Raw genomic sequence first — 24,547 nt, 5'->3', positions numbered from 1 at the left:
CGCAGATTGTACGACTTGGCGGGCTTGCTCAGGTGCCGCTGTTCATCTGGAGACGGAGCCAGAGACCCAGCCCGACGATCGCCGCGAACCAGACGACACCCACCAGAACGGTGTAACGATCGAGGTTCTTCTCGGCCACCGAGGAGCCGGCGAGGCTGGAGCTGACACCGCCGCCGAACATGCTCGACAACCCGCCACCCTTACCGCGGTGCAGCAGGATGAGCAGGGTGAGCAGAACGCTCGTGATGACCAGCAACACGATCAACGTGTATGCGAACCAGATCGGCATGGCTGGGGGCAGTCCTCTCGTAGCGATCCTCGCCCGGACAGGTCGGGCACTCCGGCACCGGCCGGTGGACGGGCGGTGTCCAGAATAGCGAGCGATCAGCGAGCGATGTGCTCGGGGAACCGGCAGATCTGCGCGAATTCCTCCGCGTCCAGGCTCGCGCCACCCACCAGGCCGCCGTCCACGTCCGGCTGGGCCATGATCGAGGCGACGTTCGACGCCTTGACCGAGCCGCCGTAGAGGACCCGGACGGCGTCGGCGGTCTCGGCGTCGAAGCGCTCCGCCAACCGCTGACGGACCGCGCCGCAGACCTCCTGGGCGTCCTCCGGCGTGGCCGTCTTGCCGGTGCCGATCGCCCAGACCGGCTCGTACGCGATGACGACCTGGCGTACCTGCTCGGGCGTGAGCCCGGCGAGGCCCCCGTCGAGCTGGTCGGAGCAGTGCGCCACGTGGGTGCCCTGCTCGCGCACGTCCAGCCCCTCCCCCACGCAGAGGATGGGGGTCAGGCCGTGCGTGAGCGCCGCCTTCACCTTCGCGTTGACGACCGAGTCGTCCTCGTGGTGGTAGGCCCGCCGCTCGGAGTGCCCGACCACCACGTACGTGCAGCCGAGCTTGGCCAGCATCGGCCCGGAGATGTCACCGGTGTACGCGCCGGAGGCGTGCGGGGACAGGTCCTGCCCACCGTAGCCGATCAGCAGCTTGTCGCCGTCCACCGCCGTCTGCACGGTGCGCAGGTCGGTGAAGGGCGGCAGCACGACCGTCTCGACCTCGGTGAGCTGCTTCTCGGTGAGGCTCGCGGCCAGCTTCTGCACGAGCAGGTTGGCCTCGAGGTGGTTGAGGTTCATCTTCCAGTTGCCGGCCATCAGCGGCCGGCGGGTCGTGCTCGCCATGCTCAGTTCTCCAGGGCCGCGATGCCGGGGAGGGTCTTGCCCTCCAGGTACTCCAGGGAGGCGCCGCCACCGGTGGAGATGTGACCGAAGCTCGACTCGTCCAGGCCCAACGCCCGGACGGCCGCCGCGCTGTCACCGCCGCCGACGACGCTGAACGCGTCGGCCTTGGTGATCGCCTCGGCGATGCCCCGGGTGCCCGCCGCGAAGGCGGCCATCTCGAACACGCCCATCGGCCCGTTCCAGAAGATCGTCTTGGCCTGCGACAGGGCGGCGGCGAAGCCGGCGACCGTCTCCGGGCCGACGTCCAGGCCGAGCCGGTGGCTCGGGATGCCGTCGACGCGGACCGTGTCGTGCGCGGCGTCCGGGGCGAACGCGTCCGCCACCACCACGTCGACCGGGAGCATGATCTTGCCGTCGGCCCGCTCCAGCAGGTTGCGGCAGGTCTCGACCATGTCCTTCTCCAGCAGCGAGGTGCCCACCTCCAGGCCCTGGGCCTTGAGGAAGGTGAAGCACATTCCGCCACCGATGAGCAGCCGGTCGACCGTCGGCAGCAGCGCCTCGATCACAGCCAGCTTGTCGGAGACCTTGGACCCGCCGAGCACCACCACGTACGGCCGCTCGGGCTCGCTGGTCAGCTTGGAGAGCACCTCGACCTCGCGCAGCACCAGCCGGCCGGCCACGTGCGGCAGTCGCGCCGGCACGTCGTACACGCTGGCGTGCTTGCGGTGCACGGCGCCGAACGCGTCGTCGACGTACGCGTCGCCGAACGCGGCGAGCTGGTCGGCGAACGCGCCCCGCTCGGCCTCGTCCTTGCTGGTCTCACCGGCGTTGAAGCGCAGGTTCTCCAGCAGGGCGACCTGGCCGTCGGCCAGGTCGGCGACGGTGGAACGGGCGGAGTCACCGACGGTGTCGGTGGCGAAGCGCACCGGCGCGCCCAGCAGCTCACCAAGCCGCCCGGCGACCGGGCTCAGGCTGAACTGCGGGTCGGGCGCGCCCTTCGGGCGGCCCAGGTGCGAGCAGACGACCACCTTCGCGCCGGCCTCGACCAGCGCGCCCAGGGTCGGCAGCACCGCGCGGATGCGCCCGTCATCAGTGATCGCGCCGGACTGCTTGTCGAGCGGGACGTTCAGGTCGGCGCGCACCAGCACGCGCCGACCCGACACCCCCTCGGCGAGCAGGTCGTCGAGGGTCCGGAGGGCACTCACAGAGCTAGCCTTCCGTTCGCGACTGTGGGGCTCGCAAGCTCACTCCTCGCGCTCACAGTGAGGTACCGACCAGCTTGACGAGGTCGACGAGGCGGTTCGAGTAGCCCCACTCGTTGTCGTACCAGCCGACGACCTTGACCTGGTTGCCGATGACCTTGGTCAGCGGCGCGTCGAAGATGCACGACGCCGGGTCGGTGACGATGTCGGAGGAGACGATCGGGTCCTCGTTGTAGACCAGGATGCCCTTGAGCGGGCCCTCCGCGGCGGCCTTCAGCGCGGCGTTGACCTCGTCCACGGTGGTCTCCCGGCCGACCTCGACGGTCAGGTCGGTGGCCGAGCCGGTCGGGATCGGCACCCGCAGCGCGTACCCGTCGAGCTTGCCCTTCAGCTCCGGCAGCACCAGGCCGATGGCCTTCGCGGCGCCGGTGGAGGTCGGGACGATGTTCAGCGCGGCGGCGCGCGCCCGGCGCAGGTCCTTGTGCGGCGCGTCCTGGAGGTTCTGGTCCTGGGTGTACGCGTGGATCGTCGTCATCAGACCCTTGGTGATGCCGAACGTGTCCTGCAGGACCTTCGCCATCGGCGCGAGGCAGTTCGTCGTGCACGAGGCGTTGGAGATGATGGTGTGCTTCGCCGGGTCGTAGGTGTCGTGGTTGACACCCATGACCACGGTGACGTCCTCGTTCTTCGCCGGGGCGGAGATGATGACCTTCTTGGCGCCGCCGTCGATGTGCGCCTTGGCCTTGGTGCCGTCGGTGAAGAAGCCCGTCGACTCGATGACGACGTCCGCGCCGACCTCGCCCCACGGCAGCGCCGCCGGGTCCTTCTCGGCGAACGCCTTGATGGTCTTGCCACCGACGGTGATCTCGTCGGCGGTGGCCTTCACCTCGTACGGCAGGCGACCCAGGATGCTGTCGTACTTGAGCAGGTGGGCGAGCGTGCCGTTGTCGGTCAGGTCGTTGACCGCCACGACCTCGATGTCGGCGTCGGACGCCAGCACTGCCCGGAAGAAGTTACGGCCGATTCGGCCAAAGCCGTTGATGCCAACCCGGATGGTCACAGGTCCCATCTCCTCGCGTTCTGGTCCGCCGGCTTGACTCAACGGGCCGGCGGGAATGGTGTGCGCCGACCGTTGGAGCCGGCCGTCGACGGTTCATCTCGGCCACCCCGCCGCGCGGTCTGAGGACCTGACCGCCCGAGGCGGTGGGCACGACGAGAGGTGCCGATGTCGGCCCCCTTGCCGTACTCAGCGACCCTATCCGAGCGTGCGGGACCACGCTGCGCCGGGTCGTGCTCCCGGCGCACCGTACGGGCCCACCGTCCTATCAGACCACGAGCATGTCGGGCGTGACGGCTGCTTCCGTATCCGGGATGCCGAGGTCCCGGGCCCGCTTGTCGGCCAGCGCCAGCAGGCGGCGGATCCGCCCGGCGATGGCGTCCTTGGTCAGCGGCGGGTCGGCCAGCGCGCCCAACTCCTCCAGCGACGCCTGCCGGTGCTCCAGGCGCAACCGTCCCGCGTCGGTGAGGTGGTTGGGCGCCTCGTCGGCCAGGATCTCCAGCGCCCGGGTGACCCGGGCGGCGGCGGCCACCGCGGCGCGCGCGGAGCGGCGCAGGTTCGCGTCGTCGAAGTTGGCCAGGCGGTTGGCGGTGGCCCGCACCTCCCGGCGTACCCGACGTTCCTCCCAGGCCAGCACGCTGGAGTGCGCGCCGATGCGGGTGAGCAGCGCGGCGATCGCGTCGCCGTCCTTGACGACCACCCGGTCCACCCCGCGTACCTCACGGTTCTTGGCCGTGATGCCGATCCGGCGGGCCGCGCCGACCAGCGCGAGCGCCGACTCCGGCCCGGGGCAGGTGATCTCCAACGCGCTGGAGCGGCCGGGCTCGGTGAGCGAGCCGTGTGCCATGAACGCGCCCCGCCACGCCGAGACCGCGCAGCAGACGTTCGCCGCCACCACGTGCGGGGGCAGCCCCCGCACCGGCCGGCCGCGCACGTCCAGCAGGCCGGTCTGCCGCGCGAGCGCCTCGCCGTCCTTGACCACCCGGACGATGAAGTGGCTGCCCTTGCGCAGCCCGCCGGAGGCGAGCACGTGGATCTCGCTCGGGTAGCCGTAGACCTCGGCGATCTCCCGGCGCAGCCGACGCGCCACCGCGCCGGTGTCCAGCTCCGCCTCCACCACCACCCGGCCGGAGACGATGTGCAGCCCTCCGGCGAAGCGCAGCAACGCGGCCATCTCCGCCCGCCGACAGCAGGGCTTGGGCACGTCGACCCGACTCAGCTCGTCCTTGACCGCAGCCGTCATCGCCATTGTGCGTCCCCTCACGGACCTGTTCCGGCGTGTCGCCGGTGATTACGTACGTGTCTAACGATCGGCGCCCAGGACAGGCACCAGCGCGGCGCCCAGGGCAGCCGGATCATGGCGGGGAGTGCCGTCGGTGACGGCGACGGGGGCGAGGACCAGGCGGGCACCCAGCGATTCTGCCGCACGTTCGACCGGTTCCGGGTCACCCACCGCCTTGGCGTCCGCCAGCACGAGATCCACCTTCAGCTCGGGCAGGTACCAGTGCAGCGCCGCCAGATGATCGGCGACCGAGAGGCCGAGGGTCTCCTTCTCCGCGGCCAGGTTCAGCGTGACCAGGCGCCGGGCCGAGCTGGACACGATCGCGTCGGCCAACTGCGGCACCAGCAGGTGCGGCAGGACGCTCGTGTACCAACTGCCCGGCCCGAAGATCAACCAGTCCGCCGCGCCGATCGCGGCCAGGGCCTCGGCGCAGGCAGCCGGGGCGGCCGGCGTCAGGCGCAGCGACTCGACCCGCCCGGTCGTGACCGCCACCTGGTGCTGACCGCGCACGGTCCGCACCTCGTCCGGAGCGTCCGGGTCGACCCCGCGCACCCGCGCCTCGATGTCGACCGGCTGGCGCGACATCGGCAGCACCCGCCCGACCGCGCCGAGCATCGCCCCGGCGTGCTCCAGCGCCGCCACCGGGTCGCCGAGCAGCTCCATGAGGCCGGAGAGCACCAGGTTGCCCACCGCGTGCCCGGCCAGGCCGTCCGCGCGGGCCGCGTCACCCGCCGCCGGGTCCGCGTCTGTCGGCTTTCCGGCAACCGGGTCCGCGCCCACGCCGGGCGCGTCGCGCGCCGCCGGGGCCGCGTGCGCTCGGGCCGCCGGGCCCGCGTCGACGCCGGGCGCGTCGCGCGCCGCCGGGGCCGCTTCGGTCCCGGCATGCCGGGGTACGCGGACCGCCTGCGCCGCCGCGAAGCGGTGCTGGAAGAGACCGGCGCTGCGTCGGGTGGCCGGATGGTCGCCGGCCAGCGCGACCAGGGCCTGCCGCAGGTCACCCGGGGGCAGACCACCCCGCTCGGCGCGCAACCGGCCACTGGAGCCGCCGTCGTCGCCGACCGTCACCACGGCGGTGATGTCCAGGTCGAGTTCGGGGGCGCAGTGCCGCAGCGCGCGCAGCGACGCCGACAGGCCGTGCCCGCCGCCGAACGCCACCACCCGGCGCGTCGTCATTCCCGCCCCAGGTCGCGGTGCTGGGCGTTCGCCGCCAGCCCCGACTGACGCAGCCGGCCGGCCAGCTCCTCGGCGATGGCCACGCTGCGGTGCTTGCCGCCGGTGCAGCCAACGGCCACCGTCAGGTACCGCTTGCCCTCCCGCTCGAACCCCGTGGTGGTGGCGTTGACCAGGTCGGCGTACGAGGCGACGAAGGCGTCCGCGCCCTCCTGCCCCAGCACGTACGCGCTGACCGCCTCCTCCCGCCCGGTGTGCTCGCGCAGCTCCGGCACCCAGTACGGGTTGGGCAGGAACCGGGCGTCCAGCACGAAGTCGGCGTCCGGCGGCAGGCCGTACTTGAAGCCGAACGAGAGCACGGTCACCCGCAACCGGCGGGCGTCCTCGCCGCCGAACAGCTCCTCGATGCGCCGGCGGAGCTGGTTGACGTTGAGGTGGCTGGTGTCGATGATCACGTCGGCCTGGTCGCGGGCCTCCTCCAGCAGCCCGCGCTCGACGGCGATACCGTCGGCGAGCCGTCCGTCACCCTGCAACGGGTGCGAACGCCGGACACTCTCGAAGCGTCGGATCAGCACCTCGTCGTCGGCGTCGACGAACACCACCCGGGGCGAGAAGCCGCGCTCCTTCAGCTCCCGGATCGCCCCGGCCAGGTCGGTGGAGAAGGCGCGCGAGCGCACGTCCAGGACCATCGCCGTACGCCGGGCGGCCCCACCGGCCTTGAACGCCAGCTCGGCCATGTCGAGCATGAGCGCCTGCGGCAGGTTGTCCACGACGTAGTAGCCGACGTTCTCCAATGCGCGGGCGACGGTGCTGCGGCCGCCACCGGACAGCCCGGTGACCACCACCAGGGTGGTCTCCGACTCGGCCGTCGGCTGCCCGTCACCGGCAGTGTGCGCCTCGCTCACCCGTACCCCCAAGACGTGGCGCCGCGGCCGCCGTCGGCCGCGATTGGTCAATCAGCGACTCTATCCCGCCGGTCGGGGTGGGCACGGGCACGGATGGCGGGTCGGAGATTTGCCAGTGGTGCAAGCCTCCTTCGGCGACGGGACGATCAGAGTCGTGGCTCGCGCCGCAGAGCGGTCACGAACGACGACCAGGCGTCCCGGCCGAAGACGAGCGCCGGGCCGCCCGGGTCCTTGGAGTCCCGCACCGCCAGCCCGCCGGAGAGCACGGCCACCTCGACGCAGTTCGAACCGCTTGCGCTGCTCCGGCTGCCCTTGCGCCACTTGCCCGCGGGAGTGTCCGGAGCCGCCATCGGTCAAACCCCTCGAGTACCGGTCAGTAGTCAGCCGCCACCCGTGCCAGAAAGGCAGCCGACTCGTCAGGGTCGAGCGCCTTGGCCATGAGGTGATCGAACATGAGTCTATATCGGGCGACGTGCCTCTCCTCTTCGAGCAGGAGGGTGCTGGAGTCGTTGTCGAGATAGACGACGGTTGGGTCCAGGGTCGGATCGGCATAGTCGAGCAGCGTGAACGGGCCGCCCATTCCCGCGTGCGCGCCAGCGGCGAACGGCAGGATCTGGATCTCGACAGTGGGGAGCTCACATGCCTCGATCAGGCGGGCGAGCTGCGCTCGCATGACGTCCTGGCCACCGACGACGCGACGGACAGCCGCCTCATCAAGCACCATCCACAGCTTCGGCGGTACGTCTCGCGAAAGCATGACCTTGCGGCCGAGTCGGGCTGCCACCCGCCGATCGGTCTCGTCCTGGTCGGCGGTGCTGCGGCCCGCTCTGACGATGGCGCGGACATACTCCTCCGTCTGCAACAGGCCGGGAACGTACAGACACTCGAACGCGCTGATCGAGGTCGCCTCCGCCTCGAAGCCGACGTAGTCGTCCGGCAGCACGTCGCCGTACGCGCTCCACCATCCCTTCTGGCGCGACTGCCGGAGCAGCGCGGTCAGCGACTCCCGCTCGTCCCCTGACGCGTCGTAGAGGTCGAGCAACGGGGGCAGGTCCTTGGGCATCACCCGCGAGTGTCCGAGTTCGAAGCGGATCACCTTGGTCCGGTGCCAGCCGAGGATCTTGGCGACCTCCTCGGCGGTGTGGCCGGTGCGGTCCCGCAGGCGGCGCAACTCGCGCCGCAGCCGGCGGGCCCTGATCGTCGGACTGGGCACCTGCGCCATCGCCACCTCCACTCTGAGTGATCGATTATCACCGAGGAGTGAGCTTGGTTCAAGCGCTTGTCTCGAAGAAATCACGACGTTGCATTTCAGGCTCAATTGGTCCAGTCTCGTGGTGAGCATCCACTACGGAGAGGCAGGGGATCGTGACGGACAATCAATCGTCTCGCGGGGAGCAGGAGTCAATGCAACCCCGCGACGTCCAGGACGACCTGACCGCTCTGCTCGACCGGGCCGACGTGTCCGAGCGGGTCCGAGCCGCCGTCGCGGTCGCGTTGGCGAAGCCGGAGGCCGTGTCGTCGTACCTCATCGCTCTGGGTCCGGCGGAGCGCGAGCGGCCGGCGGGCCGGCGCTGGACGCTGCACCTGTCCTACCTGGCGACCGACCTGATGGAGGCCCGCGACCAGGCCGTCGTCTACACGGAGGGGTTGACGACCCTGCGCCCCGAGGTGGCCGCCGGGGCCGCGCTGCTGTCCCGGGCCGACGCCTGGCACCACGTCGAGCCGGTGTTCTGCGGCCGGAGCGGCCCCGACAACGAGGTGTGCATGGACGTCAACGGACACCCCGGCTTCCACAGCGCGGCGGGCATCGGCGGGCTCTGCTGGGGCGATGGGGACGGCACGCCGGGGCAGTGACTGTTGCGGTGCGCCGACGCGCCGGCCGCCGTGCGGGCGATGCTGTCGGGGAGGGCTCGTAGACTCCCCGGATGGCTTCCCCGACCGACCTGCGTACCGACGACGCGCTGGCGGCGCTGCGCCGGGTGTTCGGCTACGACGCCTTCCGCGGCTTCCAGCAGCAGGTCATCGACCATGTCGTCGCCGGCGGCGACGCGCTGGTGCTGATGCCCACCGGTGGTGGCAAATCGCTGTGCTACCAGATCCCGGCCCTGGTCCGCGACGGCGTCGCGGTCGTCGTGTCGCCGCTGATCGCGCTCATGCAGGACCAGGTGGACGCGCTCACCGCGGTCGGCGTACGCGCCGGTTTCCTCAACTCGACGCAGACCCTCGACGCCCGCCGCCGGGTCGAGGCGGCCTTCGTCGCCGGCGAGCTGGACCTGCTCTACCTGGCGCCGGAGGCGCTCGGCGTCCGGTCCACGCTCGCCCTGCTGGACCGGGGGCGCATCTCCCTGTTCGCGATCGACGAGGCGCACTGCGTGTCGCAGTGGGGGCACGACTTCCGGCCCGACTACCTGGCCCTGTCGATGCTGCACGAGCGGTGGCCGCAGGTCCCCCGCATCGCGCTGACCGCCACCGCGACGAGCGCCACCCGCCGCGAGATCGCCACCCGGCTGGGCCTCGACGACGCGCGACACTTCGTGGCCAGCTTCGACCGGCCCAACATCCAGTACCGGATCGTGCCCAAGCGGGAGCCCCGCAAGCAGCTCCTCGCCCTGCTGCGCGACGAGCACCCCGGCGACGCGGGCATCGTCTACTGCCTGTCCCGCGCCTCGGTGGACAAGACCGCCGAGTTCCTGACCGCCAACGGGATCGCCGCGCTGCCCTACCACGCGGGCCTCGACGCGGCGACCCGCGCCGCCAACCAACACCGCTTCCTGCGCGAGGACGGGCTGGTCATGGTGGCCACCATCGCGTTCGGCATGGGCATCGACAAGCCCGACGTGCGCTTCGTGGCCCACCTCGACCTGCCCAAGTCGGTCGAGGGCTACTACCAGGAGACCGGCCGCGCCGGCCGCGACGGGCTGCCGTCCACCGCCTGGCTGGCGTACGGCCTGCAGGACGTGGTGCAGCAACGCAAGATGATCGAGACGTCCGACGGCGACCTCGCGCACCGCCGCAACCTCGCCGCGCACCTGGACGCGATGCTCGCGCTCTGCGAGACGGTCCGGTGCCGCCGGGTGCAGCTACTCGAATACTTCGGCGAGAGCGACACCTCGGCCTGCGGCAACTGCGACACCTGCCTCAACCCACCGGAGTCCTGGGACGGCACGGTCGCCGCCCAGAAGCTGCTGTCCACCGTGTTCCGCCTCGACCGCGAACGCAACCAGCGGTTCGGCGCCGGGCACTGCGTCGACATCCTGCTCGGCAAGCAGACCGACAAGATCAGCCAGTACGGCCACGACTCGCTGACCGTCTTCGGTATCGGCACGGAGTTGAGCGAGGCCGAGTGGCGGGGCGTGGTCCGGCAACTCCTCGCCGAGGGGCTGCTCGCCGTCGAGGGCGACTACGGCACGCTCGCGCTGACCGAGGCGAGCGCCGACGTGCTGGGCCGTCGCCGTACCGTCACCATGCGCCGCGAACCGGAGAAGCCGGCGTCGAGCCGCTCGTCCAAGCCGCGCGGCTCGTCCACCGTGGTGGCCGAGCTGACCCCGGCCGCCGCGTCCCTCTTCGAACGGCTGCGCGCCTGGCGGGCGGCCAGCGCCAAGGAGCAGGGCGTTCCGGCGTACGTCATCTTCCACGACGCGACGCTGCGCCAGATCGCGAGCGACGAGCCCACCTCGCTGGCCGAACTGTCCCGCGTCAACGGCGTCGGCGAGAACAAACTCGCCAAGTACGGCGAGCAGATCCTGGCCGTCCTCGCTGGCGAGTGACCTTATGCCGAAAGGGCCGGACCCCGTGGGGTCCGGCCCTTTGCGGTGTGGTTGTCAGCTGGTGGCGTAGCCGCGGGTGGCGATCCAGTCCGCGAGGTGCTCGACGGTGATCTGGTAGGAGGCGGTGTCCGGGTTGGCGGAGTCGGCGATCGTGACGACGTTGCCGTTGTCGCGGTAGCCGGTCACGCTGATGTAGTGCCCGCCCTCGTAGGAGTGGGTGTTGCCGTCGGTGTCGGTGCTGGTGCCGGCGATGTTGGCGACCACGGCCCGGCCGTCGTCGACGGTCTTGACCACGTCGGCGCGCAGCGTGTCGGTCTGCTTGGCGTCGGCGTCAGGGCTGCTGATCTCCACCGACCGGTAGGCGTCGGCCTTGCCGGTCTCCTTGTTCAGCACCGGCGTGATGTCGTTAATCGAGTTGGTGCCGGCCTCGGTGGTGCCCATCTCCTTGGCCATGGCGTCCACGTCGATGTTCTTACCCTGCACGCTCAGGGCGTTACGGGTAGCGGCGGGGCCGCAGTAGTAGAAGTTCGGCTGCGCCTCGTAACGCACGCCGAGCTCCCGCTCACCGTGACCCTTACGGTCCGACTGGGTCTGGGTGGTGGGCTTGGCGTCGGACATGGCGTACGCGGCGGTCACCGGACCGGCGATCGCTCCACCGGTGAAGGCGAGGCCAGCGGCGGTCAGGGCGGTCTTACGAATCAGATCGGTACGCATGATGGCGTGCTCCTCTGCTTCATTCGGGGGATATGCACTCGGCACACGGGGGTGTGCTGTGCGGAGAGAGTTCTTGGGGATCGGCCCGGCGGCCCGGCGGGGCCTGCTCGGGGGTGTCCCGGAGGGTGGTGCAACGGTCCGGGCCGGGGGATCATTCCCGCCGGCGGACCCGGATCGGCCGGTGGTGCTCGGCCGTGCGGGGAGTGTAACGACACCGGCCCGGGGGGTGTTCCCGGCGGCGGCTGCCGTGAGCCGGGGTGGCGATGCTCGGTGATGCGAACGGGTGTAACGACGCCGACCCGGCGGGTGTTCCCGGCGGCCACCCGGTGACCCGGAGGGCGCGGCGGCGTGCCAGGTGTAACGACCCCGCCCGGCCGCCGATTCCGCCGACGGGGTGCGACCCGTCACGGCACCCACGCCCGAACAGGACAAACCTCCGAGGCGCGACAGACCATCGGGCGCGCCACCGGTGATGATCGACTCGACATCGCCGACGTGGCGGCATCCGCGCACAGAGGATGCCCCCACACCGGTGACCCGGAGTCGATCAAGGGGCGGGCACGACGGACCGCGAGTGCCCAAGCGCCGCCCGACCGCCGAAACCGGACAAATCCGACCCACGGCCTGGGCGGATCCGATGACCGGCGCACTTTCGGGGATATTGCTGCGTCAGCCGGTTGTGAGGCAGCAATATCCCCGAAAGTGCTCCCTCACCGACCAGGGCACATCAGCCCGCCTGAGGTCTGGGACGGCGCATTCGGGCAAGATCGTGCTCGATCCAGGAAAGAGGGCCCTCGCCGTGCGGTCGAGGCCACTACAACCAGGATCGAGCGCGATCACGGGGTTGCGACGCCGGGCACTCCGCATTCAGGTGGGTGGGCAAGCAGTTGCTCACGGACGACACCGCGGGCGGAGGTGCCGAGCAGCGGCCAGGGCCGGCAAAGTGCCGCTTCGCCCCGGTGACCCCACCATGCCGGCCTGGCGGGACGGACCCGGACGGTCGCCTATATCAGGCATGTCGCCCACATGGCGCGGGGTAGGAGCATCCGCACCTCGGGGCGAGTTGGTGATCCACACGACTTCGGCGATAGCGCGCTATCCCAGCCAGTTGATAGCCCGATATCGCCGAACTCGAGTCGATCATGGCGAAGGCAAGCCCTCGACCGCAGGTTCAGAGGCAGAAGTCGCCCCCGCGACGGAGGTCGCCCCCGCAGGGGGTGCGCTCCCCGCATCGGAGGCCACCCCCGCGACGGAGGTCGCCCCCGCAGGGGCTGCGCTCCTCGCGTCGGAGGTCGCCTCCGCGCCGGTGTCGGCCGGCGCCCCCGTGTCCAGGGCGGTCAGGATCGCCTCGGCGGTACGACGGCCGACCCCGGGTACCTCGGTGATCTCGTCGACGGTTGCCGTGGAGAGCCGCTTGAGCGAGCCGAAGTGCCGTAGCAGCGCCTTGCGGCGTACCTCACCCAGGCCGGGGACATTATCCAGCGCCGACTCGGTCATCCGCTTGGAGCGTCGCTGGCGGTGGAACGTGATGGCGAAGCGGTGCGCCTCGTCGCGGACGCGTTGCAGCAGGTAGAGGCCCTCGGAGGTGCGCGGCAGGATGACCGGGAACTCGTCGTCCGGGAGCCACACCTCCTCCAGCCGCTTGGCGAGGCCGCACAGGGCCACGTCGTCGATGCCCAGGTCGGCGAGGGCCTGCGCGGCGGCCGCGACCTGCGGGGCGCCACCATCGACGACGACCAGCTGCGGCGGGTACGCGAACTTTCGGGGCCGGCCGGTGGTCGGGTCGATCAGGACGCCGACCTGCGGGTCGACCGGGTCCACCGGAGTGGCCGGGTCGTCGGCCGACTCCACGCCCACCTCGCCCGTCTCGGCGCGCGCGTCGAGGTAGCGGGCGAAGCGGCGACGCAGCACCTCGGACATCGCGGACAAATCGTCGGTGGCGCCCCGGACGATGAACCGCCGGTACTCGCTCTTGCGGGGCAACCCGTCCTCGAAGACCACCATGCTGGCCACCACGTCGGTGCCCTGGATCTGGGAGATGTCGAAGCACTCGATGCGCAACGGCGAGGTGCGCATGCCCAGCGCCTCGCTGATCTCGTCGAGCGCCTTGCCGCGGGTGGTCAGGTCGCCGGAGCGTTTGAGCTTGTGCCGGGCCAGCGCGTCCTTGGCGTTGCGCTCGACCGTCTCGAGCAGGGTGCGCTTGTCGCCGCGCTGCGGCACGCGCAACGTCACCCGGCTGCCCCGGTGGCCGGTGAGCCAGTCGGCGAGCGCGTCGGCGTCCGCCGGCAGCTCGGGCACCAGAAGCTCACGGGGTACGTCCGCCTCGCCGTGCTCGCCGCCGTACACCTGGGTGCAGAAATGGTGCACCAGGTCGCCGGTGGTGAGGTCCTCGGTCTTCTCGACCACCCAGCCACGCTGGCCGCGGACCCGGCCGTCGCGGACGTGGAAGACCTGCACGGCCGCTTCGAGGGGGTCGTCGGCGAACGCGACCACGTCGGCGTCGGTGCCGTCGCCGAGCACGACGGTCTGCTTCTCCATGGCCCGACGCAGGGCGGCCACGTCGTCGCGCAGGCGGGCGGCCCGTTCGAACTCCAACGCCTCGCTGGCCTCGGTCATCTCGCGTTCGATCTTGCGGACCATGGTGTCGGTGCGGCCGGCCATGAAGTCGCAGAACCCGTCGACGATGGCCCGGTGCTCGTCGGCCGAGACGGTGCCGACGCACGGGGCCGAGCACTTCCCGATGTAGCCCAGGAGGCAGGGGCGGCCGACCTGGCCGGCCCGCTTGAACACGCCGGCCGAGCAGGTCCGCGCGGGGAACACCCGCAGCAGCAGGTCGAGGGTCTCGCGGATGGCCCAGGCATGCGAGTACGGCCCGAAGTAGCGCACACCCTTGCGTTTCGCGCCGCGCATCACCTGGAGTCGCGGGTACTCCTCGTCGAGGGTGACGGCCAGATAGGGGTACGACTTGTCGTCGCGGTAACGGACGTTGAACCGGGGATCGTACTGCTTGATCCAGGTGAACTCCTGCTGGAGCGCCTCGACCTCGGTGCCGACGGTGATCCAGTCCACCGACTCGGCGGTGGTGACCATCTGTCGGGTGCGCTCGTGCAGGTTCCAGACGTCGCCGAAGTAGGAGTTGAGCCGGCTGCGCAGGTTCTTCGCCTTGCCGACGTAGATCACCCGGCCGGTGCCGTCGCGGAAGCGGTAGACCCCCGGTGACTCCGGGATGGTGCCGGGCGCGGGACGGTAGGTCGAGGGGTCAGCCACGCCAACAAGCCTAGTCCGCACCCCCGACACGCCACCGCAGGCGCGTGATCCACCCCGGCTTCCCGGAAGTCGGGGTGTCGGAGCCCCGCAGACACCCCGACTTCCGGAAATGCGAGTTGATCAATGGCCGGCCGGCGCGACCGGCGCGCCCAGGTGGGTCAGGCCAGGGAGATCTGGTCGCCGGTGACCTTGATGTCCTTCGGCGGCAGCGGCTTCTTCGCCGGACCGGCCTTCACCGAGCCGTCCTCGATCGAGAACTTGCTGCCGTGGCAGGTGCAGTTGATGGTGCCGCCGTCGACGTTCGAGACGGGGCAGTTCTGGTGCGTACAGATCGGGCTGAAGCCCTTGAACTGGCCGGCCGCGGGCTGGGTGATCACCACGCCCTCGGCGGCGAGGATCTTGCCGCCACCGACCGGGATGTCGGCGGTGGTGGCCAGCGACTGGGCGTTCTGCCGGTCGCCGCCGCCGGCGTCCCCGGTGCTGGGCACGGCGGGTCCACCGCTGGTGGGTGAGCCGCTGCCGCTGCCGTCGTCGCTGCCGCAGGCAGCCAGGACGACGGCAGCGCCGACCGCCCCGACGCCGGTGAGCAGGGTACGACGGGTCTGCGTACCCGGTCCGGTCAGCGCCTGATCGTCGCTCATGCCTCGCCTCTCTCTCGCCCAGTGCGCCGGTCCGAAAGCCGGCCACACTTCCTTTCACGCGCAACTGTGCCGGATAGTTCACCCCGGCATCTGGGCGACCCCGGCAAAAGGGGCGGGTCGTCATCCGACCCGCCCCGAAGAGATGCGGGAAGTCAGCGCGCGCCGGCCGGCACCTTGCGGGTCGCCCGCGTCTTGGTCGCGCCGTTGGCCTTGGCGGCCCGGGTGGTGGCCGCCGCCGCACCCTTGGCCTCGCCGTCGAGCTTGAGCACCTGGCGCAGGAACTCGCCGGTGTGGCTCTCGGCCACCTCGGCGACCTCCTCCGGGGTGCCGGTGGCGAGCACCATGCCGCCCCGGTGACCGCCCTCGGGGCCCATGTCGATGAGCCAGTCGGCTGTCTTGATCACGTCGAGGTTGTGCTCGATGGTGATCACGGTGTTGCCCTTGTCGACCAGGCCCTCCAGCACCATCAGCAGCTTGCGGATGTCCTCGAAGTGCAGACCGGTGGTCGGCTCGTCGAGCACGTAGACCGTGCGCCCGGTGGAGCGCTTCTGCAGCTCGGACGCGAGCTTGACCCGCTGCGCCTCACCACCGGAGAGCGTCGGCGCGGGCTGCCCGAGGCGGACGTAGCCGAGGCCGACGTCGACGAGGGTCTTGAGGTGCCGGTGGATGGCGGGGATGGCCGAGAAGAACTCGGCGGCCTCCTCGATCGGCATCTCCAGCACGTCCGAGACGGTCTTGCCCTTGTAGTGCACCTCCAGGGTCTCCCGGTTGTACCGGGCGCCCTTGCAGACCTCGCAGGGGACGTACACGTCGGGCAGGAAGTTCATCTCGATCTTGATGGTGCCGTCGCCGGAGCACGCCTCGCAGCGGCCACCCTTAACGTTGAACGAGAACCGGCCCGGCCCGTACCCCCGGACCTTGGCCTCGGTGGTCTCGGCGAAGAGCTTGCGGACGTGGTCCCAGACGCCCGTGTAGGTGGCCGGGTTGGAGCGCGGCGTACGGCCGATCGGCGACTGGTCCACGCCGACGACCTTGTCGACGTGCTCCAGCCCGGAGACCCGGGTGTGCCGGCCGGGCACCAGGCGGGCGCCGTTGATCTGGTTGGCCAGCACCGCGTAGAGGATGTCGTTGACCAGCGTCGACTTGCCCGAGCCGCTGACGCCGGTGACCGCGATGAGCTGGCCCAGCGGGAACGAGACGGTCAGGTTGCGCAGGTTGTGCTCGCGCGCGCCGTGCACCACCAGCTCGCGGTCCTTGGTCTGCGGACGGCGGGCCGTCGGCGTCGGGATCGACCGCCGACCGGACAGGTACGCCCCGGTGATCGACTCCTTGTTCTTCAACAGCGCCGGCACCGAGCCGCTGTGCACAATCTTGCCGCCGTGCTCGCCCGCGCCGGGGCCGATGTCGACGATCCAGTCGGCGACCCGGATGGTGTCCTCGTCGTGCTCCACCACGATCAGCGTGTTGCCCAGCCCGCGCAGCCGGATCAGCGTCTCGATGAGCCGGTGGTTGTCACGCTGGTGCAGCCCGATCGACGGCTCGTCGAGCACGTAGAGCACCCCGACCAGGCCCGAGCCGATCTGGGTGGCCAGCCGGATGCGCTGCGCCTCACCACCGGAGAGCGTGCCGGCCGGCCGGTCGAGCGAGAGGTAGTCCAGGCCGACGTCGAGCAGGAACCGCAGCCGGGCGTTGATCTCCTTGAGGACGCGCTCGGCGATCAGCTTCTGCCGGTCGGTCAGCTCGATGCCGGCGAGCAGATCGGCGCACTCCCCCACGGACAGGTTGCAGACCTCGGCGATGCTCTTGCCCGCCAGGGTGACGGCGAGCACCTCGGGCTTGAGCCGGGCGCCCCCGCAGGCCGCGCACGGCACGTCGCGCATGTAGCCCTCGTACTTGTCGCGGGACCACTCGGACTCGGTGTCGGAGTGCCGGCGCTCGATCCACTGCACCACGCCCTCGAAGCCGGTGTAGTAGGAGCGCTCACGGCCGTACTTGTTGCGGTAACGCACGTGCACCTGGTCGTCGGAGCCGTGCAGGATCGTCTTCTGCGCCCGCGCCGGCAGGGCACGCCACGGGGTGTCGACGTCGAAGTGCTGCGCCTCGCCGAGGGCCTCCAGCAGGCGCAGGAAGTATTCCAGGTTGTGCCCGGTGGACCAGGGCTGGATGGCGCCCTCGCGCAGGCTGCGCTCCGGGTCGGGAACCAGCAGCTCCGGGTCGACCTCCTTCTTGGTGCCCAGGCCGGTGCACTCCGGGCAGGCGCCGTACGGCGCGTTGAAGGAGAAGACCCGGGGCTCGAGATCCTCGATGGCCAGCGGGTGGTCGTTGGGGCAGGCCAGGTGCTCCGAGTAGCGGCGCTCCCGCTCCGGGTCGTCCTCCGGCAGGTCGACGAAGTCGAGCAGCACCAGACCGCTGGACAGGCCCAGCGCGGCCTCGACCGAGTCGGTCAGCCGCTGCTTGGCGCTCGGCTTGACGGTGAGCCGGTCGATCACCACCTCGATGGTGTGCTTCTCCTGCTTCTTGAGCTTGGGCGGCTCGGTCAGCGGGTGGACCACGCCGTCGACGCGGGCCCGGGCGTAACCCTTGGCCTGCAGCTCGGCGAAGAGGTCGACGTACTCGCCCTTGCGGCCCCGGATGACCGGCGCGAGCACCATGAACTTGGTGCCCTCGGCCATCGCGAGGACCCGGTCGACGATCTGCTGCGGGCTCTGCTTGGAGATCCGCTCGCCACAGACCGGGCAGTGCGGCTCGCCGATGCGGGCGAAGAGCAGCCGCAGGTAGTCGTAGACCTCGGTGATGGTGCCGACGGTGGAGCGCGGGTTACGCGAGGTGGACTTCTGGTCGATCGAGACGGCCGGGCTCAGCCCCTCGATGAAGTCGACGTCGGGCTTGTCCATCTGACCGAGGAACTGCCGGGCGTACGACGACAGCGACTCCACGTAGCGCCGCTGCCCCTCGGCGAAGATCGTGTCGAAGGCCAGGCTCGACTTGCCCGACCCGGACAGCCCGGTGAACACGATGAGAGCGTCCCGGGGCAGGTCGAGACTGACGTCACGCAGGTTGTGCTCGCGCGCGCCACGGATGATGAGTCGGTCGGCCACGGTACGTGTACTCCCGGGTGAAGGTGAAGCGGAGGGTCTGTCCCGCTCTGTGCTGGTTCCGAGCGGTCGTAGCTGCTCATGAGCGGTCGGTACGGGCGCGGAAAACACGCCTCGGCAACTCTAGCCCCGAGGTACGACAGTTTCCCCCGCCCGCACATTCCCCCAGCTCAGCCCGGTCGGCCGCGCGGGCAGCGAGCCTTCGACACCGGCCTCTGCCGCCGGGCAGGTACCCGGCGGCAGAGGCCCGGTCAGTAACCCCCGGGCGACGGTGGGCGGGCCGCCCGGCGTCGCGCCGAGCGCCAGCCGCCGCGTCGCTCGGCGGCGAGACGGGCCGCACGCCGCCGGCTCTCGTGCGCCACCTCGCCCTGGAGCCGCCGCCAGCTCTCCCAACGGCGGGCGGACAGCTCACCGCTGTGCAGCGCGTCCCGGACCGCGCAGGCCGGCTCGCCGTCGTGCCGGCAGTCGGCGTACCGGCAACCCTCGGCCAGCCCCGCGATGTCGGCGAACGCCCGGTCCAGCCCGGCCACGCCGTCGAGGAGACCGACCGCGCGTACGCCCGGCGTGTCGATCACCGCGCCGCCGCCCGGGATGGGCACCAGGGCCCGCCAGGTGGTGGTGTGCCGGCCCTTGCCGTCGACCCGGCGGATCGCCTGGGTCGGCATCATCACCGCGCCGGCGAGCGCGTTGACCAGGCTCGACTTGCCCGCGCCGGACGGCCCGAGCAGCCCCAGCGTGCGACCCGGCGCGACCTCGGCGCGCAGCGGCGCCAGCCCGGTGCCGTGCTCGGCGCTGACCGGCAGCACCGGCACGCCGGGCGCGACGGCGGCGAGTTGGCGGGCGAGCGCGGCCGGGTCGGCCGCGAGGTCGGACTTGGTCAGCACCACGAGCGGCCGGGCCCCGGACTCGTGGACCAGGGACAGCAGCCGCTCGATGCGGGCCACGTCCGGCTCCGGGTGCACCGGCTCCACCACGGCGGCCGTGTCGAGGTTCGCGGCCAGCACCTGGCCGCTGGCGTCCTTGCCGGCGGTACGGCGGATCAGCGCGGCTCGCCGGGGCAGCACGGCCCCCACGGTGATCCGGCGGTCCGGCCAGTGTGTGAGCAGCACCCAGTCTCCCGCGCAGGGCAGCGCGGACGGGTCCTGGGCCGCGGCGGCCAGCACGGCCGGGCCGAGGCTGGCGCGGACCGGGCCGTCGACGGTGAGCACCGTGCAGACTCCCCGGTCCACCCGGGCCACCCGGCCCGGGTGGCGCTCGCCACGTCGGGCGGCGTACGACGCCCGGTCGGCGTCCCAGCCGAGGGCGGTCAGATCGATGGTCATGGCATCCTCATCGGTGTCGAGCTGGTGATGGCGGAACACGCGTGCCACGTCCGGCATGAACTCCACCTCCGTCCGACGTCCGAGTGCCGCATGTGACGCCGACGGTAGGGCGCGACGCGCCGCGCCGAAAGCGATTTCCACGACGACGGCGCGGCGCCCGCCCGCTAGGGTCGACGCGTGCGCACCGCCGCGCCGCCCGCGCGACGCCACCGCACGGCCGCCGAGCACCTCCTGGACCCGGAATGGATGTCGACACGTCATGACCTACAGCGGAGATGTCACCCACGGCGGCCCGCCGGCGGTCCGGGAGTTGGCCGGGCTCACGATCAGCAAGCTGTCGGTCGGCCCGATGGACAACAACGCCTATCTGCTGCGGTGCTCCGGCACCGGCGACCAGGTGTTGATCGACGCCGCCAACGAGGCGCCCCGGCTGCTGGAGCTGATCGGTGACGACGGCCTGACCTCCGTGGTCACCACCCACCAGCACATGGACCACTGGGTGGCGCTGGAGGAGGTGGTCGCCAAGACCGGCGCGCGGGCCCTGGTGCACGCCGACGACGCGTCCGGGCTGCCGATCGAGGCGGAACACCTGGCCGAGGGCGACACCGTCGCGGTGGGTGACTGCGCGCTGGAGGTCATCCACATCAAGGGGCACACGCCCGGGTCGATCGCCCTGCTCTACCGCGATCCGGCCGGCGCCGCCCACCTCTTCACCGGCGACAGTCTCTTTCCCGGCGGCGTGGGCAACACGGACAAGGACCCGCAGCGCTTCGCCGCGTTGATCGACGACGTCGAGCACAAGCTGTTCGACCAACTGCCGGACGACACCTGGTTCTACCCGGGCCACGGCAAGGACAGCACCCTGGGCGCCGAACGCCCGTCCCTCCCCCAGTGGCGAACCCGAGGCTGGTAACCCACCCCACTCAGGCCACCCACGAGAGCCCGATCGAGCCACTTCACCGGGTCACCCAACGCTGACCGAGAACCACTGAAGGTCACACCAGCACCGGCAGACCGCGACCCTGCCGGCGGACCGGAACCACGACGAGGGCGGGGGCCTGCCGTGCCCGGCGCAGGGATCAAGCCTGACCGCCCGGAGCCGGGCACGGCAGGCCCCCGCCCCCCACCGCAACCACTGAGCCAACAACAAGCTCAACCAGCCAGAGCGAACAGCCGCCGCCGCGCCCCCAGCAACACGACGGTGGCCAGCACCAACCCCACCCCCATGGTCACCAGCAACGGACTGGGCGCGCCCGGCAGCAGCGCGGCCAGCGACCGTGACGCGATGCCCAGCGCCAGGTAGAGACCGGCCCAGGCCGCCGCGCCGAGGGCCGCACAGCCGAGGAACCGCCGGTACGACATCCGCAGTCCGCCGGCGGCCAGCGGCAGCAGGGCGTTGAACACCGGCAGGAACGGCGCGACCATCACCATCCGCCCGCCGCCACGGCTGAGGATCCCCTCGGCCGCGCTCCAGCGCGACTCGCCGATCCAGCCTCCGACGCGACTGCGGCGCAGGGGTTCGGCGTACCGGCGACCGATCAGGAAGCTCAGCGACCAGCCGGCCAGGCATCCGGCGAGCACCGCCGCGAAGGTGGCCAGCCCGGTGGCCGGGCGGCCCACCCCGACCGCGGCCAGGATCGCCACGTCGCCGGGGACGAGGACGCCGAGCAGCGGTACGGCGTCGAAGAGCATCACCAACCCGAGTACGCCCATCAGCACCAGGATGGGCAGCTCTCCGACCTGGGCCAGCCAATGCGTCATGCCTCGTACGCTATGGCCGTCGTGCCACCGTGGACATCCGGTCGCAGCCCTTACCGCCCCCTGGTGTCGACCTCGGGGTCACCCCTGAGATGGCCGGCGGGTCAGGCGGGTCGCAGCACCCGCACCCGGCGCGGCGACGGGTCCACCGACGGCTCGGTGGTGGGCACCGGGTAGTCGGCCAGCACCAGCAGCCCGTCGACCGGCAGGTGCCCCCGGCCGGGGTCTCCGACCAGCACCTCCGCGCCGGAGGCGACGGCCCGTCGCAGGAACGGCAGCATCCGGGCGGCCATCGGACGGCTGTAGAAGACGTCCCCGGCGACCACCAGGTCCGCGTCGGCGCTGTCGCGGTCGAGCAGGTCGTCGCCGTTGACGTCGACGGTGACCCGGTTGGCGCGGGCGTTGACCGTGACGGCCGCCACAGCGTACGGGTCGATGTCGTTGGCGACGACGTCGGCGGCGCCGGCCAGCGCGGCGGCGATGCCCACGAGTCCCGAACCGGCGGCGAGGTCGAGGACGCGACGCCCGGCGGCCAGCTCGGGGTGGTCCAGCAGGTGCCGGGCCAGGGCCTGGCCGCCGGCCCAGGCGGAGGCCCAGTACGGCGGCGTCAGGGGGTGTCCGGCGAGTGCCTCCATCCGGGCCCACCAGACGATCGCGTCCTCGGCGAGGTGCAGGCGCACCTCCGGGACGAACGGGGTGGGGACCAGCCGGAGCCGGTCCAGACCGACGCCGGGCGCGTCGATCTCGCGCTCCAGCTCGGACAGCGCGGCGGCTGCGGGACCCCTCATCGGCGCAAGCATGCCCCACGACGAAGCGGTCGGGGCGGCTTTGGCACGCGGGCGACGCGGAGTGTTCATCTGAGTTCGAGAAAAGACCTACGGCACTTCGGCCGGCGGATCGGGGTTTTGCCCGTTACTGTCGAACAGGTACGGGCGACCATCGGCCTCGAGGCCGGTGGTCCGCCGCTTTGAACAGGGAGAGATGCATGGCAACCGGCACGGTTAAGTGGTTCAACTCGGAAAAGGGCTTCGGCTTCATCGAGCAGGATGGTGGAGGGCCGGACGTGTTCGTCCACTACTCCGCCATCGCGACGAGCGGCTACCGGGAGCTCAACGAGGGCCAGAAGGTCGAGTTCGAGGTGACCCAGGGCCAGAAGGGCCCGCAGGCGGACAACGTCCGCCCGATGTAGCTCCGTGCCGGTGACGGCGGTCGGTTCCCGGCCGCCGTCGCAGTGCACTCACGACGCTGCCGGGGCGGCGGGCAGGTCCCGCCGCCGCCGGAGCGGTCCAATCAGCAGAATCAACGGGGTCAGCGCCAACCAGGCCGTCATCACGGTCACAGCGGTGCCGACGCCGTAACGCGCGCCTATCCCGCCGGCCACCACGGCGGCCAGCGGGATGGTGCCGTAGTTGAGCAGATGCATGCTCACCGTCACGCGCCCCAGCAGGTGGTGCGGCGTGTACGTCTGCCGGAACGCGCCCTTGACCACGTTGCCGATGGCGACCCCGAGGCCGATCAGCACGCCGCCGAGCGCCGGCCAGATCAGCCCGACTCCCGGGCCGGCCAACGGGATGAGCAGGGCGGGCGGGCCGGTGAGCGCCGCGCCGATGAGCATGGCCCGCGCGGTGCCACAGCGCCGGGCGAGGGCGGTGGCCAGCAGCGCGCCGATGATCCCGCCGATGCTCATCACCCCGACCAGGACGCCGACCAGCCCCGGCGCGAGTCGTAGCTCGCGGACCAGGAAGACGACCAGGACCGCCTGGTAGCCGGTCAGGCCGATGTTGCTGGCCGCCCCCATGAGCGTCAGGACCCGCAGGTACGGGTCACGAATGACGAAGCGCAGCCCCTCGGCCATGTCCCGCCGCAGCGACCGGGAACGGTCCTTACGGACGGGACGAGGCTCGGCGGTGCGGATGCGCAGCAGGAACAGCGCGGAGAGCAGGAACGTCAGGGCGTCCAGCAGCAACGCGGCGACCGCTCCGGCGAGTTGGGCGATCAGGCCGGCGATGCCGGGCCCGACGACGTAGCTCACCGTCTGGGTGGCCTGGAGCTTGGCGTTTCCCTCGGGCAGTTGCTCGGGTCGCAGCAGCACCGGCAGGTAGACCTGGTCGGCGGTCTCGAAGAAGACTCGCGCCACGCCCGCGCCGAGCGCCACCAGCAGCAGTTGCGCGACGGTGAGGCGACCCAGCAGGGCGGCCACCGGCACGCTGAGGAAGGCGACCGCGCAGATCAGGTCGCAGACCACCATGAGCGGCCGGCGTGGCAACCGGTCCACCCACGCGCCGGCCGGCAGGCCGATCAGCAGCCAGGGCAGCCAGGCGGCGGCGGTGAGGACCGCGACCTGGAAGGTGCTGGCGTCGAGCACGGCGACCGCCACCAGCGGGAGCGCGACAACGGTGACGTTGCTGCCGATGCTGCTGACCGTCTGGCCGGCCCAGAGCAGGCGGAAGTCGCGGTGGCGCAGCAGCCCACCGACCGGTCGGACCGGCGCGGGACCGGTGCGGGTGGCCGCCGTCACGGCCGGGCCGGCACGCCGTGGGCGAACACGAACACCGGCTGGCGCTCGGCGCCGTCGTCGGGCAGCTCGCGGTCGCCCCACCGGGTCAGCACGGCGACGATCTCACTGCTGAGCTCTTCCAGCTCGGCCGGTGTGAGGTGCATCCACCGGTCCAAGGAGAATGGTCCATTCCCCCAGACGGCCTGCTCGGTCTCCTCGGCGGCGTGCCAGGCGCGGGCCAGCGCGACGTGCCGGTCGAGGTTGAGAGAGGTGGCGGCGTCGGCGACGGCACGGTCGGCGGGATCGGTGTCGAAGTCGGTCGTGGACCAGCGCACCGTCCGACTGGCCAGTTGCCACCAGCGTTCGCGGCGGTCCCGGGCCAGTTCGGGGGCTTCGGTGACCAGGTCGGCGGCGGCGAGCACCTTGAGGTGGTGGCTGACGTTCGCCGGCGCCTGGTCGGTGCGGTCGGCGAGCATGCCGACGGTGGACGGCCCGTGCACCTTGAACACGTCCATGAGTCGGCGGCGCAGCGGGTGTGCCATGGCCGCGAGGACCCGCGAGTCGGTGACCTGGCGTACGTCGGGCTTCTCCATACCGGCAGCATGACATCGGCAAGAGATATTGCGCAACTGTTATTGCTCAACATTCGTTGCGAACCGTCGGACGGGTGGGGGCGGCCCGGTGGGGTCGGGCC

22 protein-coding genes are annotated in these 24,547 nt (G+C 71.4%); 4 read left to right on the top strand and 18 right to left on the bottom strand.

Going from position 1 to position 24,547, the window contains the following annotated elements; all coding sequences use genetic code 11:
• Positions 1-28: 28 nt before the first annotated feature.
• The 9 genes from secG to ABZ272_RS10305 all read right to left on the bottom strand — a co-directional run bounded on the left by secG (position 29) and on the right by ABZ272_RS10305 (position 8,014).
• Complete coding sequence (gene secG, locus ABZ272_RS10345) at positions 29-289, bottom strand: preprotein translocase subunit SecG (protein WP_355049593.1); 261 nt, start codon at positions 287-289, stop codon at positions 29-31.
• A gap of 95 nt (positions 290-384) precedes the next feature.
• Positions 385-1,176, bottom strand: a complete 792-nt coding sequence (gene tpiA, locus ABZ272_RS10340) for a triose-phosphate isomerase (RefSeq protein ID WP_355049592.1) — start codon at positions 1,174-1,176, stop codon at positions 385-387.
• A gap of 2 nt (positions 1,177-1,178) precedes the next feature.
• Positions 1,179-2,381 (bottom strand): phosphoglycerate kinase, encoded by a 1,203-nt coding sequence (locus ABZ272_RS10335; RefSeq protein ID WP_355049591.1) that lies wholly within the window; start codon positions 2,379-2,381, stop codon positions 1,179-1,181.
• Between the two features lie 52 nt (positions 2,382-2,433).
• The gene (gene gap, locus ABZ272_RS10330; RefSeq protein WP_355049590.1) at positions 2,434-3,438 is read right to left on the bottom strand and encodes a type I glyceraldehyde-3-phosphate dehydrogenase; all 1,005 of its coding nucleotides are present in this window, start codon (positions 3,436-3,438) and stop codon (positions 2,434-2,436) included.
• Between the two features lie 265 nt (positions 3,439-3,703).
• On the bottom strand, positions 3,704-4,684 hold the full coding sequence (gene whiA / locus ABZ272_RS10325) for a DNA-binding protein WhiA (RefSeq protein ID WP_030337350.1): 981 nt from the start codon (positions 4,682-4,684) through the stop codon (positions 3,704-3,706).
• 54 nt (positions 4,685-4,738) lie between these two features.
• On the bottom strand, positions 4,739-5,890 hold the full coding sequence (locus ABZ272_RS10320) for a 2-phospho-L-lactate transferase CofD family protein (protein WP_355049589.1): 1,152 nt from the start codon (positions 5,888-5,890) through the stop codon (positions 4,739-4,741).
• A complete protein-coding gene (rapZ, locus tag ABZ272_RS10315; RefSeq protein ID WP_355049588.1) occupies positions 5,887-6,792 on the bottom strand; it encodes an RNase adapter RapZ in 906 nt (301 codons plus the stop codon). Before rapZ ends, ABZ272_RS10320 begins: the two co-directional genes overlap by 4 nt.
• Positions 6,793-6,938: 146 nt before the next feature.
• On the bottom strand, positions 6,939-7,142 hold the full coding sequence (locus ABZ272_RS10310; protein ID WP_355049587.1) for a DUF397 domain-containing protein: 204 nt from the start codon (positions 7,140-7,142) through the stop codon (positions 6,939-6,941).
• Between the two features lie 23 nt (positions 7,143-7,165).
• Complete coding sequence (locus ABZ272_RS10305) at positions 7,166-8,014, bottom strand: helix-turn-helix transcriptional regulator (protein WP_355049627.1); 849 nt, start codon at positions 8,012-8,014, stop codon at positions 7,166-7,168.
• A 182-nt stretch (positions 8,015-8,196) separates the two neighbouring features.
• On the opposite strand from ABZ272_RS10305, the gene ABZ272_RS10300 reads away from it, so the two are divergent.
• Positions 8,197-8,646 carry a hypothetical protein gene (locus ABZ272_RS10300; RefSeq protein ID WP_355049586.1) on the top strand — a complete coding sequence of 150 codons (450 nt, stop codon included), beginning with the start codon at positions 8,197-8,199 and terminating at the stop codon, positions 8,644-8,646.
• Positions 8,647-8,717: 71 nt separating this feature from the next.
• Positions 8,718-10,559 (top strand): DNA helicase RecQ, encoded by a 1,842-nt coding sequence (gene recQ, locus ABZ272_RS10295; protein WP_355049585.1) that lies wholly within the window; start codon positions 8,718-8,720, stop codon positions 10,557-10,559.
• 54 nt (positions 10,560-10,613) lie between these two features.
• Here the strand turns inward: recQ and ABZ272_RS10290 are convergent, their stop codons facing one another.
• From ABZ272_RS10290 to rsgA, 5 genes are all read right to left on the bottom strand, one after another.
• Positions 10,614-11,273: a C39 family peptidase gene (locus ABZ272_RS10290; RefSeq protein ID WP_355049584.1), complete on the bottom strand. Its 660-nt coding sequence runs from the start codon at positions 11,271-11,273 to the stop codon at positions 10,614-10,616.
• 1,140 nt (positions 11,274-12,413) lie between these two features.
• Positions 12,414-14,540 carry an excinuclease ABC subunit UvrC gene (gene uvrC, locus ABZ272_RS10285; RefSeq protein WP_355049583.1) on the bottom strand — a complete coding sequence of 709 codons (2,127 nt, stop codon included), beginning with the start codon at positions 14,538-14,540 and terminating at the stop codon, positions 12,414-12,416.
• A 158-nt stretch (positions 14,541-14,698) separates the two neighbouring features.
• A complete protein-coding gene (locus ABZ272_RS10280) occupies positions 14,699-15,181 on the bottom strand; it encodes a Rieske (2Fe-2S) protein (protein ID WP_355049582.1) in 483 nt (160 codons plus the stop codon).
• Positions 15,182-15,333: 152 nt separating this feature from the next.
• Positions 15,334-18,279, bottom strand: coding sequence for an excinuclease ABC subunit UvrA (gene uvrA, locus ABZ272_RS10275; protein WP_355049581.1), 2,946 nt, complete (start codon positions 18,277-18,279; stop codon positions 15,334-15,336).
• 248 nt (positions 18,280-18,527) lie between these two features.
• Complete coding sequence (gene rsgA, locus ABZ272_RS10270) at positions 18,528-19,598, bottom strand: ribosome small subunit-dependent GTPase A (protein ID WP_355049626.1); 1,071 nt, start codon at positions 19,596-19,598, stop codon at positions 18,528-18,530.
• Positions 19,599-19,857: 259 nt separating this feature from the next.
• Between rsgA and ABZ272_RS10265 the strand changes: the two genes are divergently transcribed.
• Positions 19,858-20,511 (top strand): MBL fold metallo-hydrolase, encoded by a 654-nt coding sequence (locus ABZ272_RS10265; RefSeq protein ID WP_355049580.1) that lies wholly within the window; start codon positions 19,858-19,860, stop codon positions 20,509-20,511.
• 239 nt (positions 20,512-20,750) lie between these two features.
• Here the strand turns inward: ABZ272_RS10265 and ABZ272_RS10260 are convergent, their stop codons facing one another.
• Together ABZ272_RS10260 and ABZ272_RS10255 are read right to left on the bottom strand one after the other, a co-directional pair.
• On the bottom strand, positions 20,751-21,359 hold the full coding sequence (locus ABZ272_RS10260) for a VTT domain-containing protein (protein WP_355049579.1): 609 nt from the start codon (positions 21,357-21,359) through the stop codon (positions 20,751-20,753).
• A 101-nt stretch (positions 21,360-21,460) separates the two neighbouring features.
• A complete protein-coding gene (locus tag ABZ272_RS10255; protein WP_355049578.1) occupies positions 21,461-22,144 on the bottom strand; it encodes a 50S ribosomal protein L11 methyltransferase in 684 nt (227 codons plus the stop codon).
• A 197-nt stretch (positions 22,145-22,341) separates the two neighbouring features.
• Between ABZ272_RS10255 and ABZ272_RS10250 the strand changes: the two genes are divergently transcribed.
• Positions 22,342-22,545 carry a cold-shock protein gene (locus ABZ272_RS10250; RefSeq protein WP_007072071.1) on the top strand — a complete coding sequence of 68 codons (204 nt, stop codon included), beginning with the start codon at positions 22,342-22,344 and terminating at the stop codon, positions 22,543-22,545.
• A gap of 48 nt (positions 22,546-22,593) precedes the next feature.
• Here ABZ272_RS10250 and ABZ272_RS10245 read toward each other — a convergent pair whose 3' ends face one another.
• Positions 22,594-23,874: an MFS transporter gene (locus ABZ272_RS10245; protein WP_355049577.1), complete on the bottom strand. Its 1,281-nt coding sequence runs from the start codon at positions 23,872-23,874 to the stop codon at positions 22,594-22,596.
• Positions 23,871-24,446, bottom strand: a complete 576-nt coding sequence (locus ABZ272_RS10240; protein ID WP_355049576.1) for a helix-turn-helix domain-containing protein — start codon at positions 24,444-24,446, stop codon at positions 23,871-23,873. Before ABZ272_RS10240 ends, ABZ272_RS10245 begins: the two co-directional genes overlap by 4 nt.
• Positions 24,447-24,547: the final 101 nt, after the last annotated feature.

The organism is Micromonospora sp. NPDC005979, assembly GCF_040614415.1.
GTDB lineage: Bacteria > Actinomycetota > Actinomycetes > Mycobacteriales > Micromonosporaceae > Micromonospora.
Note: the sequence above shows the minus strand (reverse complement) of the source record. Positions and strands in the feature narration are given on the sequence as shown.

What these genes read in the sequence shown, in the direction of transcription:
- ABZ272_RS10280 (WP_355049582.1), bottom strand. Translation starts at nt 15,181, where the DNA reads ATGAGCGACGATCAGGCGCTGACCGGACCGGGTACGCAGACCCGTCGT.
- rsgA (WP_355049626.1), bottom strand. Translation starts at nt 19,598, where the DNA reads ATGACCATCGATCTGACCGCCCTCGGCTGGGACGCCGACCGGGCGTCG.
- ABZ272_RS10300 (WP_355049586.1), top strand. Translation starts at nt 8,197, where the DNA reads ATGCAACCCCGCGACGTCCAGGACGACCTGACCGCTCTGCTCGACCGG.
- ABZ272_RS10320 (WP_355049589.1), bottom strand. Translation starts at nt 5,890, where the DNA reads ATGACGACGCGCCGGGTGGTGGCGTTCGGCGGCGGGCACGGCCTGTCG.
- ABZ272_RS10260 (WP_355049579.1), bottom strand. Translation starts at nt 21,359, where the DNA reads ATGACGCATTGGCTGGCCCAGGTCGGAGAGCTGCCCATCCTGGTGCTG.
- ABZ272_RS10255 (WP_355049578.1), bottom strand. Translation starts at nt 22,144, where the DNA reads ATGAGGGGTCCCGCAGCCGCCGCGCTGTCCGAGCTGGAGCGCGAGATC.
- recQ (WP_355049585.1), top strand. Translation starts at nt 8,718, where the DNA reads ATGGCTTCCCCGACCGACCTGCGTACCGACGACGCGCTGGCGGCGCTG.
- ABZ272_RS10310 (WP_355049587.1), bottom strand. Translation starts at nt 7,142, where the DNA reads ATGGCGGCTCCGGACACTCCCGCGGGCAAGTGGCGCAAGGGCAGCCGG.
- ABZ272_RS10250 (WP_007072071.1), top strand. Translation starts at nt 22,342, where the DNA reads ATGGCAACCGGCACGGTTAAGTGGTTCAACTCGGAAAAGGGCTTCGGC.
- secG (WP_355049593.1), bottom strand. Translation starts at nt 289, where the DNA reads ATGCCGATCTGGTTCGCATACACGTTGATCGTGTTGCTGGTCATCACG.
- ABZ272_RS10265 (WP_355049580.1), top strand. Translation starts at nt 19,858, where the DNA reads ATGACCTACAGCGGAGATGTCACCCACGGCGGCCCGCCGGCGGTCCGG.
- ABZ272_RS10290 (WP_355049584.1), bottom strand. Translation starts at nt 11,273, where the DNA reads ATGCGTACCGATCTGATTCGTAAGACCGCCCTGACCGCCGCTGGCCTC.
- ABZ272_RS10305 (WP_355049627.1), bottom strand. Translation starts at nt 8,014, where the DNA reads ATGGCGCAGGTGCCCAGTCCGACGATCAGGGCCCGCCGGCTGCGGCGC.
- whiA (WP_030337350.1), bottom strand. Translation starts at nt 4,684, where the DNA reads ATGGCGATGACGGCTGCGGTCAAGGACGAGCTGAGTCGGGTCGACGTG.
- tpiA (WP_355049592.1), bottom strand. Translation starts at nt 1,176, where the DNA reads ATGGCGAGCACGACCCGCCGGCCGCTGATGGCCGGCAACTGGAAGATG.
- ABZ272_RS10240 (WP_355049576.1), bottom strand. Translation starts at nt 24,446, where the DNA reads ATGGAGAAGCCCGACGTACGCCAGGTCACCGACTCGCGGGTCCTCGCG.